Genomic DNA, 16,761 nt, shown 5'->3' with positions numbered 1-16,761 from the left:
CGTACTTTGGTCAAGCAGGTCCCACTGCCCTCAATGAGCGCATCAGCCCGCCTCTGCTCGATGAGTCGTCGGCAGGCGGGTGGAGGCGATGATCAACCGGACGAACTCCAGGCCGATAACGCATTTCGCCTCGGACCATGAATCGCGCGTCATCACGTTCAGCCGTTCGCTGACGCCTTCTCCGAAGGGCGTCGCCTCGATGACTATCTGACCATGCGTGAATAGTGGAGTGAAGATCCCCGATGTCCCATTCACCGGTTCCCCCCAGCGTGTTCACCTCCACCTCCGGATCGATGTCACGCCCGTCCCGCCGGGCCGTCTTGGCGGGCGGCGGTGCCGTCCTCGCCGCCGTGCTCGCCCCGGCCTCACCGGCGAGGGCCGGCGTAGCGGGGAACGCCGGTAAGACATCCGTCGCCTCCGGCACCGACTTCGCCGTCGCGCCCTCGCCCGACGGCCGCCTGCTCGCCCTCGACCTGCTCGGTGTCCTGTGGGTCTGCTCCGCCTCCGGGGGCACCGCGCGCAGGCTCACCAGCGATCTGTACGACATCGCCCAGCCCGACTGGTCCCCGGACGGATCCACCATCGTGTTCCAGTCGTACCGCGACGGAGTCTTCAACCTGTGGACGATCCGGCCCGACGGGTCCGCGATCACGCAGTTGACCACTGGCCCGTTCGATCATCGAGAGCCCCGCTACAGCCCGGACGGGCGGACCATCGCCTACTCCTCCGACGCGGGGGGCAGCTACGGGATCCACCTACTCGACGTGGCCACCGGAGCGAGCCGCGTCCTGACCGACACCTCCGCCGAGGAGTACGAGCCGGCCTGGTCACCCGACGGGAGCAAGGTGGCGTTCGTCGTCGCCGACACCAGGATCGACGTCATCGAGGTCGCCACCGGCACGCGCAGCACCGCGGTCACGGTACCCGCCGGTCAGGTCATTCACCAGCCGTCCTGGCTGCCGAACGGCACCGATCTCGCCTACCACCTCTTCCACTCGGGCGCCAACGATCTGGCCGGCACCGCGGGCACCCTCGTCACCGGTGAGGAGGTCTTCCCGTTCCGTGCCCGGTTCGCCCCGGACGGACGCTACTACTACACCTCCGCAGGCACCATCAAGGTCCGCCGCCTCAACTCCGCGTCCGTCGGCACAATCGGCTTCACCGCCGCGCTGACGACGACGACTCCGAAGTACAAGAAGAGGGTCCGCGTATTCGACGAGCCCGGGTCGTTCCCCGTCGTCGGAATCGGCAGCCCGGCCGTGTCCCCGGATGGGTCCGCCATCGCCTTCCGCGCGCTCAACGACATCTATCTGATGCGCGCCGGTGGCACGCCGGAACCGCTTTTCCGTGACCGCTGGTGGAAAGCCGACCCGGATTTCTCCCCGGACGGACGGCAACTGGCATTCGTCACCGACCGCACCGGCACCCTCAATATCTGGGTCCGCGACCTGAGCACCGGAGCCGACCGGCAGGTGACCCATCTGACCGACTCCGCCGCCCTGTCGGTCCGGTGGTCACCCGACGGGAGGGAGATCGCCTACCTGGATCAGGACGGCGCCCTGTGGGTGGTGGAAGTCTCCACCGGCGACATCCAGAAGATCTTCGACGCCACCTTCGAACCGGGCCGCCCGGCCTGGTCACCCGACGGCAGAACCCTTGCGCTGGCCGCGGTGGTGCCGTACTCACGACGCTACCGTGAGGGACTGTCCAAAATCCTGCTCGTCGACCGGGCCACGGGTGCCGGCACGTACATCGACCCCGCGCCACACCGATCCTTGCAGACCCGTGGTGACGACGGCCCTGTCTGGTCACCTGACGGCACCATGCTCGCCTTCGCCATGGAATCGCTCCTGTGGGTCCTGCCCGTCGACAAGACCGGACGGCCCACCGGCAGCGCCCGTCAGGTCACCCGGGAGGTCTCCGACGCCCCTGTCTGGGCCGGCGGCTCGGCCGCCCTCCTCTACCTGAACGGGGGACGTCTCAAGAGCGTGCGCCTCGACGGCAAGCCCGGCCGGTCGATTCCGATGCGGCTGACCTGGCGCAACGACACCGGCCCCGATCAGGTCGTCATTCACGCCGGCCGCATGTGGGACGGCGTCTCCGACAGCGTCGTCCGCGACGTCGACATCATCGTACGAGGCCAGCGCATCGCCGCGATCGAGCCGCACCGGGACGGAAGGCCCGGCGCCCGGATCGACGCCCGCGACAGGTTCGTCATGCCTGGCCTGATCGACATCCACCATCACCGTGAGATGCAGGGCTACGCCTACGGATCGCGACAGGGTCCGCTGTGGCTCGCCCTGGGCGTCACCACGACGCGCTCACCTGGCTCACCTGCGTACCACATGGTCGAGGAGCGCGAGTCCGTGCAGTCCGGCGCCCGCCTCGCACCGCGCTACCTGGGCACCGGCGAGGCCATCGACGGGGCGCGCATCTACTACAACTTCATGCGCCCCACGTACTCCCACGACCAACTGCGGCTCGAACTGCAGCGGGCCGCCGCCCTCGACTACGACATGGTGAAGTGCTACGTGCGGCTGCCGGTCGTCTGGCACAGGGAGGTCATCGACTGGGCTCACCGCCAGGGCAAGCCGGTCAGCTCGCATTACCACTATCCGGCGATCGCCATGGGCGGCGACCAGACCGAGCACGTCGGCGCCACCAACCGGTTCGGCTACTCACGTACCGTCACGAACGTCGGCTCCGCCTACTCGGACGTCATCTCCATGTTCAACGCCTCGAAGATGGCCAGAACCCCCACCCTGTTCACCTCCTCGACCCTCTACAGGGACGACACGTCGCTGGTCACCGACGAACGAGTCCGCCGGCTCTACCCGAACTGGCGGATGGCGCAGCTCCGGGCGACGGTCACCACGGCGCAGACCGTCGACCCGGCAGCGGTCCGGGTGATCCGGACAAACCTTGCCAACCAGGTCGCGCAGCTCACGGCGATGATCCGCGGCGGCGGCGTGGTCACCGCCGGCACCGACGCACCGATCGATCACCTCGGGATCAGCCTGCACATGAACCTGCGAGCCATGGTCAAGTACGGCCTGACCCCGCGCGAAACGCTCACCGCCGCGACCAGCACGTCCGGGGCCTACCTCGGCCTCCCGCTGGGCAGGATCGCCAAGGGCATGTACGCCGACCTGGCCATCATCGACGGCGACCCGCTGTCCCGCATCGAGGACGCCGCCAACGTCACCGCCGTCGTCGTCGGCGGGAGACACCACACCGTCGAGCAACTCCTCGCGCCCTACCCGTCCTCCACCACCACCGACCAGGTGACACCCGCGGCCTCTACGCCTACCGGCAAGGTCAAGGACCGCGTCCCCGTTCACGTGAGTACAGCGAGCCACTGGTGGAACGACCCTGCCCAGCTCGAGGGAGCCCGAACTGCCTGCTGCCACGACCACTGAGCGCGCATCCATGGGTTCCGTACGAGATCTGCGCCTCCCGATGATGCCATCCCGCGGCAGAGTGATCGTTTGTGGTCCTTCACCCTTCGGGGTCGGTGTGGTCTTTCGAAACCCTCCGAACGTAGCCAGATCGGTGAGGCGGCCCGACGAAAGGGGCACTTGACCCGGACTTAGACAAGAACCCATGATAAGTGGCCATGCGACGTCGAACCATCCCCTTACTTTCCGCCACCCTGCTGCTCGCCGTCTCTACACCATTCGCGCCCGCCGCCATCGCCGGTACCAACGCCGCGCAGCTGTGGGTGGAGAGTCCGCAGAAGACCGTCTATCGCACGACTACGGTCCCGCAGAGTCGGAGCACCTCCATCAACCTCGTAGCCGCCCGGGGTGAATACGAAAGCGCGCAGGTCGCCGTGCGCGCGAAAGAACGGCTGCGCATCGAGCGTGTCCGATTCGGCAACCTGACCGCGGACGGCAGGCGGCGGATCGCGGGAGCCAACCTGAGCTACCACTTCGTCGCCTACAAGGACGACAGCACAGTCGCGGCGAACCCGTTCTTCCCCGACCGCGAGGGCAACCCGCTCTATCCGGAGTCCGCCATGCCGGACCCGCTGTCCAACGACCGGGCGACCTGGGTCGAGGCCGGCCGGACTCAGCCCATCTTCGTGACCGGCTTCGTGCCACGCGGCACGGCGCCCGGCATCTATCGCGGCACGGCGACGGTCGAGACGAATCGCGGCGACTACTCGGTCCCGATCCAGTTCAGCGTTCACAACGTCGAGATCCCCACGATCGACAAGTCACCGTTCACCAGCTACCACTGGACGATGACGAACGGCTTCACCTGGGACGGCTTCAGCTGGAACGGCGAGGCCGGCCAGGCCTACGACGTCGGCAAGTATTACTACGGCGTCGACACCTACAGTGACGCGTGGTTCGATCTCATGGACGAGTTCGCCCGCAAGCTCGCTGAATATCGCACCAACATGGTCTGGCTCCGCACCGACCTGTTCCTGCAGTCCACTGGCACCGAGCTGTCGGAATTCGTGCGGGGAACACCGGGCGACATCGACTGGACGAACTTCGACCGCTACGTCGAGGCGTTCAAGCGGCACGGCATCACCAACTTCGCGAACCAGCATCTCATTCACGCGCTGAACAAGATGCCGGACAACGAGAAGCCCACCGACAGCTGGAACACCGAGCTGCCGGACAGCCTGCCGGTCACCGACGCCTTCCTGACGAACTATCTGACCGCGCTGTACGAGCACCTGAAGAGCAAGGGCTGGACGAACGGCCTGACGTGGTATCAGCACATCCGTGACGAGCCCATCACCGCCGACCAGCGCAACCTCTGGACCTATGTCGCGCGCAAGATCCAGCAGATCAATGCCGACATCGGCTCGGATTTCCGTACCATGGACGCCGACCCCGAGGGCATCCTGCTCGACGACAGGACCAAGCCCTATGTCGACACCTGGGCTCCACTGACGCCGGCGTTCGAGCGCAAGAAGGCCGGCTACAAGGCACAGCAGGCCGCGGGTCAGGACCTGTGGGTCTACACGTGCGAGGTCAACACTCCCCCGTGGCTCAACCGGTTCTGGACGCAGCCCACGATGACCGGTCGCATGCTGTTCTGGGACCTCGAGCGCGAGGGCGTGCAGGGTCATCTGCACTGGGCGTGGAATGCATGGTACGTGGGTCCATGGAAGGGCGACTCGTACATCGTCTATCCCGACAAGGCCAACTTGACGGTGAAGAGCAGCGTGCGCCTCGAGGCACATCGCGACGGTCTCGAGGACTATGAGCTCCTCAACATCCTGAGGAAGCGCAACCCGGCCTTGGCCAAACAGATCGTCGACAGCGCGATCAGCCCGGAGGACCCGCGGCGTTACACACTCGACCCCGCATATCTCGATACGCTGCACGGCTACATCGTGCGGGCGGCCGCCGGCGAGACTGTGGGCGCGATTCCCCAGCCGACCAGCCCCTATGAGGGGCAGGACATCCCGAATACATTCCTGCTCGACAGCGCCGATGACAGCATCGGCTACTCCACCGGTTGGGCGCCCCGGCAGCGGCAGTCCGCCTACCTCGGCAGCGTCCACCTCAGCAAGACCGCCGGTGACAAGGCGACCTACGAGTTCGAGGGCACCGGTATCGACGCGTTCTTCGAGAAGAACACGACGACCGGAAAGGTGTCCGTGTCGGTCGACGGTGGGCCGGCGACGGTGATCGATCTCTACGAGGCGGTTCAGTACGACCGCTTCACCGCATATCGAAAGACCGGGTTGGCACCGGGCAAGCACCGGATCGAGATCGTCAACCTCGAGAACAGGGAGGTGCGGTTCGACGGATTCCGCGTGCGTCTCGCACCTGGGCAGCAGCACTTCGACGCGACGTTGAAGGATCTGAAGCTCACCGACGTCTCGGAATTCACGTTCGAGGGGCATCGCGGCGACTATGCGCTGCTCGTCAACCAGGGGGCGAGCACCGTCGGCCTGACGCCGACGCTGACCGACGCCGGAGGCACGATCACCGTCGATGGCAGCGCCGTCGCCAACGGCGCAACCGTCAACGTCAACGTCGCGAACGGCAAGAACAAGGTCGAGATCCGCACGCTGGCAAGCGATGGCCGGACCGCGAAGGCGTATGACCTCACGCTCGTGAAGGGCGCGGTGAACACGGCGGACGCCAACATCGCCCGCAGCCATTCGGCGGTGTCGGCTTCGGCGGCCCGTGATGGCGACGGCGGCGTGCAATACGGCCCGCAGAAGATGGTCGACGGCGAGTACGGCACGATGTTCGCCGCCAAGCAGGGCTACACCGACGCGAACCCGTTCCCGCACGAGATCATGCTGGACTGGAGCGAGCCGAAGGCGTTCAACACCCTCGTGGTCGCAACCCGTGGTGGCATCCCGCAGGGCCTGACCGATGTCGACGTCGAGGTCTCGGCCAACGGCACGGACTGGACGACCGCCGCGCAGGGCGTCGCGTTCCGGTGGACGCACGACGATGACGACGGAGTCATGGAGTATTCGGTCGCCGATCTTCCTGACCTGCAAGGCGTCAGGAAGCTGCGCCTGAAGATCAACGATGCGAACTACACCCGCTGGAGCATGTACGCCGTCTATGAGCTGGAGCTCTACAACCTGCCGGCTCCGCGTTCGGCTACGGGCAGCCAGACCAGGTAGCCGCCACTGAGGAACCACTGCGCCCGTCGCCTGGCCAAGGCGACGGGCGCTGTCCGCGATGCTGCGATGCCGGCAGCTGACGCGAACAGCGCGATGAGGCTTGCGGGAGGGCGGTGATCGTCAAGGCGATGGCTTCGGGAGAGGGGCGTCGAAGTCGTAGAGGCGGGCGTCGACGTGATCGAGCGCGCGCCGTACCGCACCCAGGACCACCGCCTGCTCCCCCAGATCGGAGATCGCCACCACGGGAGGTTCGAGGCAGAACGGGTCCAGATGCCGGCGTAGCGGCGCGAGCAGCACGTCGCCCGAGCGCGACACGCCGCCGCCGAGCACCACCAGCTCGGGATCCACGGTCAGCACCAACGCGGCGATGCCTTCCGCCAGGTCGCGCGCATACTGCTCGACCGCCCACTGCGCGGCCGGGTCGCCGGACCTGGCCGCGGCGAAGACCTGGGCGGCGGCGTCCCGTGGCGGGGTGCCGGGCGGCAGGCCTTGGAAACCGGTCAGGTGGACGGGGGCGCGGTGCCAGCCGACGAGCGGCAGCGCACCGATCTCGCCCGCGCCGCCCCTGGCGCCTTTGAGCAAATTACCGCCCACCAGGATGCCCGCGCCCGTGCGCACGCCGGACAGCACGAACACCAGGTCATCGATGCTGCGGGCCTGGCCACGCCACCGCTCGGCGAGCGCGGCCAGGTTGCAGTCGTTCTCCACGAGCACGGGGCAGTCGAAACTGGCACGCAACTCGCTCGCCAGATCGAGGCCGGTCCACTCGGGAAGGCCGACCGACAGCTTCACCACACCGTCGGCGGTCACCACGCCGGTCGTGCCCGCGCAAACAGCAGCGATGCGATCGGCGGTCAGCCCGCCGGCCTCCAGCGCGGCCGCGATGGCTGTCCTGAGGCCCGCCAGTCGCTCGGCGCGGCCTGCGGTGGCGGCGATCTGCTCGTCGTGCGCGGCCACGACCGTGCCATCCAGATCGGCGACGCTGGCCCTGAGCGTGTAGGAGCCGATGTCGATCCCGAGCACGTGGCCGCCCTTCGCATGGAAGGCGAACAACCTGGCCGGCCGCCCCATCTGACCGCTCTCCGGCGGCAGCTCCTTGAGCCAGCCCGCCGCCAGCAGTTCCTCCACGAGGCCCTCGACGGTCGGCCTGGACAGCGCGGCCCCCTTGGCGAGGTCCGTCAGTCCGAGCGGCCCCTGCGACCGGGCCGTACGGAGCGTCGTCACCAGATTGATCCGGCGAAGCCGCGAGGTGTCGCCGCCACGGATTGTCACGCTTGCCCCCTTGACAGATACTGCATCGCAGAAATAAAAACATCCTTCATTAGTAATGTACAACTCGTAGGGGATGCGGATGGTCACTCTTGCCGTGATTGGAGCGGGCCTGCGCGGCACCGGTTACGCCAGGCTGGCACGTGAAGGAGGGTTCGCCGAGGTCGTGGCCGTCGCCGAGCCCGATCACGACAGGCGGGCGGACTTCGTGGCCGAACACGGCATCCCGGCCGAGCGCGTCTTCGCCGACTGGCGGGACCTGCTGGCCGGCGAGCGGCTGGCCGACGCGGTGATCGTGGCCACGCAGGACCGCCTGCACCTCCAGCCCGCCGTACGCGCGGCCGAGCTGGGCTACCACATCCTGCTGGAGAAGCCGATGGCGCCGACGGAGGAGGACGCCGCGGCCATCGCCGAGGCCGCCGACCGCAACGGCGTGATCCTGGCGGTCTGTCATGTGCTGCGCTACGCGCCCTACACCACCAGGCTCAAGGAGCTCCTGGACGAGGGCAGGATCGGCGACATCATGAGCATCCAGCACCTGGAGCAGGTCGGCTGGTGGCACCAGGCACACTCCTTCGTGAGGGGAAACTGGCGAAACGAGGCCGAGTCGGCCCCGATGCTACTTGCCAAGGCCTGCCATGATCTTGATTGGATCGTTCACATCAAGGGCGAAGTGCCCGAGCGGGTCTCCTCCTTCGGCAAGCTCGTCCACTTCACCAAGGACAGCAAGCCCGCAGGGGCTGCCGACCGATGCCTGGACTGCTCGATAGAACCCACCTGCCCCTACTCGGCCAGGCAGTTGTACATGGAGTGCCTCGCCGATTCGGACCGGCACATCTGGCCGCTCGGCGCGATCACCCGGGACTTCACCGAGGAGGGCGTGCTCACGGCCCTGCGCGAGGGCCCGTACGGCAGATGCGTCTACGCCTGCGACAACGACGTGGTCGACAGCCAGGTGGTGATCATGGAGTTCGCCGACGGCACGAGCGCCACCTTCACCATGACCGCGTTCGGCGCGCTCGAGCACAGGAAGACGAGGATCTTCGGCACGCGCGGCTCGATCGAGTGCGACGGCGAGACACTCCGCGTCCACGACTTCCTCACCAACGAGGTTTCGATGATCGACGCCCTCGCCGGAGCGGACGCCTCGGCCGCCTCCGGGCACGGAGGAGGTGACGGAGCGCTGATGAACGCGTTCCTCGCCGCCGTCCGCGACAACGACCCGGGCCTGGTCTCGACCAACGCACAAGCCAGCCTCGCCACGCACCGGGTGGTGTGGGCTGCGGAAGAGGCCAGGCACACCCGAACCGTCGTCACGATAGGAAAGGCCCCCCACCATGCGTAAAATGACGGCTCTCCTCCTGATCGGTGCCCTGGGCCTGGCCGCCTGCGGCAAGAAGAACAGCGGCGAACCCGCCCAGCAGTCCCTGTCCTACCGCTCGTCCTGGGGCGCGGCGGAGCCCCAGGCGAAGATCATTAAGACGATCTTCGACGATTTCGCCAAGGAGACCGGCACCAAGGTCGACGTGAAGTTCGTCGGCCGCACCGGCAACGAGAACCTCAACGCCGAGATGGCCTCCGGCCAGGGCCCCGACCTCTTCGACACCACTACCGGCGACATCGACACCCTGACCGCCCAGCAAATCATCAGCCCGCTGGACGACCTGGAGAACACGCAGATCCCCGGCGAGGGCAAGACGGTCAAGGACGTGCTCCCCGAGCCGGTACGGCGGGCCTCCTCGGGCAAGAACGGCCTGGCCTACGTCCCGCACACGATCATCTCCACCGCCGTCTGGTACGACGCGGCCAAGCACCCCGGGCTGAACCCGCAGACCTGGGAGGAGTTCATCGCCTTCCTCGACGAGTCCAAGAAGGCCGGCCGTACCCCGATCGGCCAGGACGGCACCATCGCCTTCTACAACGTGTACTGGTTCTACAGCCTGCTGGTCGGCGCCAACGGCGCGGGGAGCCTCGCCGAGCTGGCCAAGGACCCCGCCAACTGGGACAAGCCCCAGGTGCTCGACACCGCGAAGAAGGTCGAGCAGCTCGCCAAGGGCGGCTACTTCCAGCGGGACTTCATGGCGACCAAGTTCCCCGCCGCGCAGAACGCCTGGGCGGCGGGCACGTACGACCTGAACCTCAACGGCACCTGGCTGGCCAGCGAGGTCCAGCCCCAGCTGGCCCAGGGCTTCAAGGTCGCCTCGTTCCAGATCCCCGCCGGCGGCAAGAGGTCCATCGAGGTGGGAACCCTCGGCTGGGGCGTGAACGCCAAGGGCAAGAACGTCGCCACGGCCAAGAAGTTCCTGGCCTTCGCGCTGCAGAAGAAGTACATGGAGAAGTTCTCCACCGAGGCGCTGAACATCTCCTCGCGCGGTGACGTGCCCGCGCCCGCGCACATGGCGGACGTGCAGAAGGCCGTGCTGGAGGCCAAGGAGACGCACCTGAGCTACGACTACGCGGGTGCCGACAAGACCTGGTGGGGCGACATGTTCCTGCCCCTGAGCGACAAGCTCCTCTCCGGCAGGATCGACGCGGCCACGTTCGTCCGCGACGGCAAGAAGCGGACAGCCGACCACCTGGCGAACGGGTGAAAACGTACGAACGGGCCTTCTGGCCCTTCCTCCTGCCCGCGCTCCTGGTCTACACCCTGCTGTTCGTCGCGCCCTCGCTGTTCGGGATCTGGGTCGGCTTCACCAGATGGTCGGGACCCGGCTCGGAGATGACCTGGCGCGGGCTGGACAACTACGTGGCGCTGGTGCACAACGATGTGTTCACCATGGCCTTCACCAACACCTTCGTGATGGCGATCGTCGGCGGCGCCCTGATCTTCGGCGCCACCTTCGTGTCCATGGTCGTGCTCCGGCAGCTCAAGGGGCGGGCCTTCATCCGGGCCGTCGTCTTCCTGCCGATGGTCATCTCGATCATCGCGATCGGCGCGGCGGTGGGCTTCCTGCTCAACCCCGAGGGCGCGGTCAACACCGTGCTGGAGTGGATCGGCCTCGACCCGCAGCCATGGCTCGGCCCCGACATGGTGTTCCGCTGCATCGTGGGCGGACTGGTCTGGTCGAGCACCGGCTTCTACGTCGCGCTGATGATGTCGGCGGCCGACGCCATCCCCGCGCACGTGTACGAGGACGCCCAGCTCATCGGGGCCACCAAATGGGAGCAGTTCCGGCACATCACGCTGCCGCTGACCTGGGACGTCTTCGCCGTGGCCGCCGTACTCTGGGTGGTCGGCAGCCTGAAGATCTTCGACATCGTGCTGGCCTTCACCACGGCGGGAACCGCCGCCGCGCCGCCGATCCCCGCCCGCACGATCGCGGTGCAGCAGTACATCGTGGTGAAGGGCGCCGGCCTGCCGGAACTCGGGAGCGCGGCGGCCATGGGCGTGATGACGCTCGTCGTGACGGCCGTACTGATCGTGCTGACCAGGCGCATCACCAGACGTGACCGAGTGGAGCTGTCATGAGACGTCTGTTCGGGGACATCCTGCTGCCCCGGGCCACGGCCATCGCGTTGTGGGCCTGGGTGGCCTTCAACCTCGCCCTGGTCGCGTGGGTGGGCATCCAGTCGCTGAAGGATTCGAGCGAGGTGTGGCTGGATCCGTTCGGCCTGCCGAAGACCCTGCGCTGGGACAACTTCAGCTCGGCGTGGCAGGCGGCGGAGTTCTCCGCCGCGGCCATGAACAGCGTGGTGCTGACCCTGTTCGGGTCCGTGCTGATCGTGGCGATCTCCGCCCCCGCCGCCTATGTGCTGGCACGCTCCGGCCGGCGCGTCGCCGGCCACACGATCAACTACTTCGCGATCGGGCTGAGCATCCCGATCCAGACGATTCTGGTGCCGATCGTGGTGATCAAACTGTCGGTCTTCGCCTTCATGGAGGACTGGGTCACCGGCTGGTGGGACAACCGCATCACCTTACTGGTCTTCCAGGTGGCGCTGTCGGTGCCCTTCGCGGTGTTCGTGCTCACCGGGTACATGCGCTCGCTGCCGCACGAGATCGAGGAGGCGGCCGAGATCGACGGCGCCGGCCCGCTCCGCGCGTTCGTCCAGGTCATCATGCCGGTGGCCAAGCCGGGCTTGACCACCGTGTTCGTGCTCAACGTCATGGGGCTGTGGAACGAGACCCTGCTCGCCCTGCTGATCGCCCCCCTCCCCGAGGAACGCAACCTGCCCGCCGCCCTCCTCGGTCTGTACAGCAGCATGCAGTACAGCTCCGACTGGGGCGGCATGTTCGCGGGCATCGTGATCCTGGTCTACCCCATGATCGTCCTCTACCTCTGGCTCGGCCGCCGCATCGTCGACGGCATGACCGCCGGAATCAGCAGATGATCCCGATGGCAAAGGATGGTTTCGTGCGTGCCATGGGCCTCAACACGGTCGAGACCTACGTGCCGTGGAACCTGCACGAGCCGCGGCCGGGTGAATTTCGCCGCCTGGACGACCTGGGCGCGTTCCTCGACGCGGCGGCTGCCGAAGGACTCCTGGCGATGGTGCGGCCCGGGCCGTACATCTGCGCCGAATGGGACAACGGCGGGCTTCCCGCCTGGCTGACCGGCGCCGTCCGCACCAGCGATCCCGGCTACCTGGCCCACGTCGACCGCTACTTCGACCGGCTGATCCCCCATGTGGCCGAGCGCCAGATCACCCGCGGCGGAAATGTGATCATGGTCCAGGTGGAGAACGAGTACGGCTCCTACGGCAGCGACCACGCCTACCTGCGCCACCTGGCGGACGGCCTGACCAGCCGCGGCATCGAGGTGCCCCTGTTCACCTCCGACGGGCCGGCCGATCACTGCCTGACCGGTGGCGCGATCGACGGCGTGCTGGCCACGGTGAACATCGGCTCCGAGCCTGAGCAGGCCTTCGCCGCGTTGCGCGCCCACCGGCCGGACGACCCGCTGTTCTGCATGGAGTTCTGGTGCGGCTGGTTCGACCACTGGGGGCACGAACACGCCAACCGCGATCCGCAGGACGCCGCGGACACCCTGGAGCGGATCCTGGCCGCCGGCGCGTCGGTGAACCTGTACATGGCGCACGGCGGCACCAACTTCGGCACGTGGGCAGGCGCCAACCGCACCGGGGACGACAGCGCCGGCCCATGGCGGCCCACGGTGACGTCCTACGACTACGACGCGCCCATCGACGAGCGCGGCGCGCCCACCGAGAAGTACTGGCGATTGCGGGACGTGCTCTCCCGCTACGGCGGCAAGCTCCCCGACGTGCCCCCCGTGCCCGCCATGCTGCCTCCCGTCACGCTACGCCCCGCGCATTCGGTACGGCTGCACGAGGCGCTGGACGCCATCGCGCGGCCGGAGACCACCGCGCCGATACCGCCTACGTTCGAGGACCTGGGGCTGGATCACGGTTTGGTCCTGTACCAGACGACCGTTCCTGGACCGCGGGGGCCGTACCCGCTGACCCTGCGCGGCGTGCACGACCGCGCGCACGTCTTCGTCGACGGCCGGCTGGCAGGCGTCGTCGAGCGGGACGCCGATCCCCCCGTACTGCTCGCGGCCGGGCACGACGCTCTGGAGATCCTCGTGGAATCGATGGGCCGGACCAACTACGGTCCGCTGCTCGGCGAGCGCAAGGGCATCCTCGGCGGTGTCCTGCACCACAACCAATACGTGCACGGGTACACGGCGCGGCCGATCCCACTGGAGGACATATCGCGACTGACATTCCAGCCGGGAACGACGGACGAGCCGCTTTCGTTCTTCCGCACCACACTCGAGGTGGCCGAGCCCTTGGACGCGTTCCTGGCACTACCCGGCTGGGGCAAGGGATACGTCTGGATCAACGGCGTCCTGCTGGGTCGCTACTGGAAGCAAGGACCTCAGCAGACCCTGTACATCCCCGCACCCCTCCTCGAAACGGGCACCAACGAGATCATCCACTTGGAATTGGACCAAGTGGGCTCGCTGCTGCAGATCCGTGCCCGAGCCTCGCACGATGGCTCGACGTCGCCCGTCCGGTAGCTGAAAATCGGTGATGGCTGCCCGCTGACGTCGTTTGCTTCCTGGTCCGGTTGAGGCCGTGGATCAGTCGGACGCCGAGAGCCGCGCTGATCGCCGGAGAGCGCAACCCCGTCCTGCTCGCCAAGATGCCGGCCCGTGTCGATCAGCTCAACCGGGACATCGCCGAGGTCGAGGAGCTCGTCGCCCCTTCGCCGCGGCGGTGGAGCGACTGGATGACATCCCCGGCATCGGACGCGCCGCTTCATCCTCACCATCGTCTGGAACCGGCGGCCTGACCGGCTGACCTGCTCACAAACCCCGTCGCACCGAGACCCACCGGGGTTCGCTGCCGTGCTCCCACTCACAGTTGCTGCTCTACTGGAGAGATCATGGACCCCCCATCGCCTGCCTGCGCTCGGCGGCCATCCGCCTGATGCGTTTTGTGCGCCCCGCTCGGGCGAGGAGGTCCAGCATCGCGAGGTCCGGACTCGTCGCCGCCAGCCGTTGTTGCATCCAGTCCGACCAATCGTCGGGCACACCGGTCGGTCCGCCCGCCAGGGAGTCGAGGTCTCTGACTCGCGCCTCGGCATGCTCCCGGTCCTGCCCCGGCGGCACGAGCTCGATCCACTCCTGCCGCTCGCTCGCGCCCACCGCCTCCAGCGCACGCAAAACCACGGCCAGCGCCATCCCCCGGTCGGGCTCTTCAGCGAGGGCATCGCGGAGCAGCGCCAGGCCGCGCTCGTCCATACCGTCCAGAGCGTGCAGGTACAGCCTCCACCGCCGGTGAGCCTCATGATCCTCCGGCGTGGACCAGGCTCCCGCCTCCTCGAACGCCTCACACCCGTCATGCTCGAAGATAATCGGGATCCTCGGTACGCCGATGCCGCTCCGCGATCCACCGCCGGTGGATCGCGGAAAGCTCGGCTGCGTTCGGGCCGGCGTGGCCGGGAATGCCTGTCATTTGCCGGTGATGATCCTCAGGATCGCCGCGAAACTATTGATCTTCGAGATTATCTGGATCGCGTTCCGTCCGAAACCGCCATCCATTTGCCGCCCGCGATCCCGAGTCACCACCTTCGCGCCGGGCGAGCCGGGAGAGAGGTTCTCGTTGACGAGCAGCCGCTCGTCCACCCCGCGAACCCGGCCTCTTTCGCCAGGGCCCGTTTCATCGCCTCCGCGGGGCGCCAATCCGAGCAGGGGCAGTGTCAGCCCGAAGATGCCATCACTAGCAATTTTGAACCGCCCGATTTAGCATCGGCACTACCTGAACAGACGCATCTGCCAGCACACGAGAAGCAGGACCGCGCCCCGGCCACTGTTGCCGGCCTGTGGTCGGCAATCCAACGGTTCCTCCAGCAGGCTCACGCCCCCAGCAAAGGTATGTATGGCACAGGTCGCGGTAGTCGGTGGTGGACCGGTTGGGCTCATGCTCGCGTGCGAGGGCATAACCGGCCGGGCCATCGACATCTTGGATCGTCGCGGTTTCATGATCGGGATCGACGGGACCCCCGGTTCGGTGCCGAAACAAGCGCCCAGCGGGTTCCTCGGTGGGCGCCGGCCCCTGTTCGGGGATCAGATGGGCGATGGTCCCGCCGCGGCCGAAGGCGGAGACCGCGGCACCGCGCGGGTACGCGGAGCCGGGCCAAGGTGTCGGCTCGTCGTTTCCGATTACATCGCCGGGGTGGCGTCCGGCTCGAACGGGGAAGCGCAATGAGTACATCCGAGCAGGACATAACCGCGACGCCGACCTTCCCCATGGAGCGGACCTGCCCGTTCGCACCGCCGGACGAGTATCAGCGGATGCGTGCCACCGCGCCGGTCGTCCGGGCCACCCTGCCCAACGGCGCACCGGTCTGGGCGGTCACCCGCCACGCCGAAGCGCGGCAGATCCTCAGTGACCCGAGGATCAGCTCGAACACCGGACGCCCCGAACGGCCTCGCGGGCCCGACGACGATCGCCCCGACGACGGCTTCTTCGTCGATATGGATCCACCGGAACACAGCCGGTTCCGGCGGTTGCTGATCTCAGAGCTCGGTGCCCGTCCGATGGACGCCATGCGGCCGGCCCTCCAGCGGATCGCCGATACAGCGATCGACGAGTTACTGGAGGCCGGGGCACCCGCCGACCTCGTCGATTTGTACGCGCGCCGGGTTCCGTCGCGAGTCCTCTGCGAGTTGTTCGGTATCCCGGCCGGCGACCACGAATTCTTCGAGTCACGACTGCGGATGCTGTCGGTAACGAGTATGGATCCGAGTGTGGCGGCCCAGGCGTCCAAGGACGTTCGCGATTATTTGCGCGAACTTATCCGCAGCGCAGAGCGTGAACCGCACAAGGGAATGATTCGGCGGCTGGCCGCCAAACACCTGCCCACCGGCGAGCTGACCACGGACGAGCTGATCAACATCGGTTTTCTCCTGCTGCTCGCGGGTTACGACTCGCCTGCGAATACGATCTCCCTAGGCGTACTCACGCTGCTGCGGCACCCAGCGCAGCTTGCCGCGTTGCGCGCCGACTCGAGCCTGCTGCCGGGTGCGATCGAGGAGTTGCTGCGCTTCCACTCCGTCCAGGACTGGGTCAGCTTCGACCGGATTGCGACCGAAGACATGGATATCGGCTCCGCTCGGATCCGCGCCGGTGATCGCCTGACGGTGCTGGCCGCATCCGCCAATCGTGATGTGCGGGCGTTCGAGGACCCCGACGAGTTCGACATCCGCCGGTCCGCCCACCACCACGTTGCCTTCGGCTACGGGGTACACCAGTGCATCGGCCGCAACCTCGCCCGCGCCGAGCTGCAGATCGCCTACGGCACGCTGCTGACCCGGATACCGACGCTGCATCTGGCGGTCGGGTTCGAGGAGTTGTCCTTCGCCGACGATGCCCCGTTCTTCGGGCTGCACGCGATGCCTGTCGCCTGGTAG

General features: G+C 67.4%; 14 protein-coding genes. 10 read left to right on the top strand and 4 right to left on the bottom strand.

Annotation, left to right across the window (positions count from 1 at the left end; all coding sequences use genetic code 11):
* Positions 1-42 precede the first annotated feature (42 nt).
* Positions 43-255 carry a hypothetical protein gene (locus ACIBI9_RS59820; protein ID WP_397236750.1) on the bottom strand — a complete coding sequence of 71 codons (213 nt, stop codon included), beginning with the start codon at positions 253-255 and terminating at the stop codon, positions 43-45.
* A 38-nt stretch (positions 256-293) separates the two neighbouring features.
* On the opposite strand from ACIBI9_RS59820, the gene ACIBI9_RS59815 reads away from it, so the two are divergent.
* Entirely contained in the window at positions 294-3,419 is a 3,126-nt protein-coding gene (locus ACIBI9_RS59815) for an amidohydrolase family protein (RefSeq protein ID WP_397236748.1), read from the top strand.
* Between the two features lie 197 nt (positions 3,420-3,616).
* Complete coding sequence (locus ACIBI9_RS59810; RefSeq protein ID WP_397236746.1) at positions 3,617-6,613, top strand: glycoside hydrolase domain-containing protein; 2,997 nt, start codon at positions 3,617-3,619, stop codon at positions 6,611-6,613.
* A 120-nt stretch (positions 6,614-6,733) separates the two neighbouring features.
* Here ACIBI9_RS59810 and ACIBI9_RS59805 read toward each other — a convergent pair whose 3' ends face one another.
* Entirely contained in the window at positions 6,734-7,885 is a 1,152-nt protein-coding gene (locus ACIBI9_RS59805; RefSeq protein ID WP_397236744.1) for an ROK family protein, read from the bottom strand.
* Between the two features lie 79 nt (positions 7,886-7,964).
* On the opposite strand from ACIBI9_RS59805, the gene ACIBI9_RS59800 reads away from it, so the two are divergent.
* Genes ACIBI9_RS59800 through ACIBI9_RS59775 form a run of 6 tightly spaced genes read left to right on the top strand, consistent with a single transcriptional unit; the run spans position 7,965 to position 14,138 of the window.
* Positions 7,965-9,227 carry a Gfo/Idh/MocA family protein gene (locus ACIBI9_RS59800; RefSeq protein ID WP_397236742.1) on the top strand — a complete coding sequence of 421 codons (1,263 nt, stop codon included), beginning with the start codon at positions 7,965-7,967 and terminating at the stop codon, positions 9,225-9,227.
* 1 nt (position 9,228) lies between these two features.
* Positions 9,229-10,473, top strand: coding sequence for an ABC transporter substrate-binding protein (locus ACIBI9_RS59795; RefSeq protein ID WP_397236740.1), 1,245 nt, complete (start codon positions 9,229-9,231; stop codon positions 10,471-10,473).
* Positions 10,470-11,351, top strand: a complete 882-nt coding sequence (locus ACIBI9_RS59790; protein WP_397236738.1) for a carbohydrate ABC transporter permease — start codon at positions 10,470-10,472, stop codon at positions 11,349-11,351. Before ACIBI9_RS59795 ends, ACIBI9_RS59790 begins: the two co-directional genes overlap by 4 nt.
* Positions 11,348-12,214 carry a carbohydrate ABC transporter permease gene (locus tag ACIBI9_RS59785; protein ID WP_397236736.1) on the top strand — a complete coding sequence of 289 codons (867 nt, stop codon included), beginning with the start codon at positions 11,348-11,350 and terminating at the stop codon, positions 12,212-12,214. Before ACIBI9_RS59790 ends, ACIBI9_RS59785 begins: the two co-directional genes overlap by 4 nt.
* A gap of 32 nt (positions 12,215-12,246) precedes the next feature.
* On the top strand, positions 12,247-13,863 hold the full coding sequence (locus ACIBI9_RS59780) for a beta-galactosidase family protein (RefSeq protein ID WP_397236800.1): 1,617 nt from the start codon (positions 12,247-12,249) through the stop codon (positions 13,861-13,863).
* A gap of 50 nt (positions 13,864-13,913) precedes the next feature.
* Positions 13,914-14,138, top strand: coding sequence for a hypothetical protein (locus ACIBI9_RS59775; RefSeq protein WP_397236734.1), 225 nt, complete (start codon positions 13,914-13,916; stop codon positions 14,136-14,138).
* A 91-nt stretch (positions 14,139-14,229) separates the two neighbouring features.
* Here the strand turns inward: ACIBI9_RS59775 and ACIBI9_RS59770 are convergent, their stop codons facing one another.
* Together ACIBI9_RS59770 and ACIBI9_RS59765 are read right to left on the bottom strand one after the other, a co-directional pair.
* Positions 14,230-14,589 (bottom strand): hypothetical protein, encoded by a 360-nt coding sequence (locus ACIBI9_RS59770; RefSeq protein ID WP_397236732.1) that lies wholly within the window; start codon positions 14,587-14,589, stop codon positions 14,230-14,232.
* A gap of 210 nt (positions 14,590-14,799) precedes the next feature.
* Positions 14,800-14,973, bottom strand: a complete 174-nt coding sequence (locus ACIBI9_RS59765) for a hypothetical protein (protein ID WP_397236730.1) — start codon at positions 14,971-14,973, stop codon at positions 14,800-14,802.
* 295 nt (positions 14,974-15,268) lie between these two features.
* Between ACIBI9_RS59765 and ACIBI9_RS59760 the strand changes: the two genes are divergently transcribed.
* Together ACIBI9_RS59760 and ACIBI9_RS59755 are read left to right on the top strand one after the other, a co-directional pair.
* Positions 15,269-15,556, top strand: coding sequence for a hypothetical protein (locus tag ACIBI9_RS59760; protein WP_397236728.1), 288 nt, complete (start codon positions 15,269-15,271; stop codon positions 15,554-15,556).
* Complete coding sequence (locus tag ACIBI9_RS59755; RefSeq protein ID WP_397236726.1) at positions 15,553-16,761, top strand: cytochrome P450; 1,209 nt, start codon at positions 15,553-15,555, stop codon at positions 16,759-16,761. Before ACIBI9_RS59760 ends, ACIBI9_RS59755 begins: the two co-directional genes overlap by 4 nt.

It is taken from the genome of Nonomuraea sp. NPDC050451, assembly GCF_044458585.1.
Note: the sequence above shows the minus strand (reverse complement) of the source record. Positions and strands in the feature narration are given on the sequence as shown.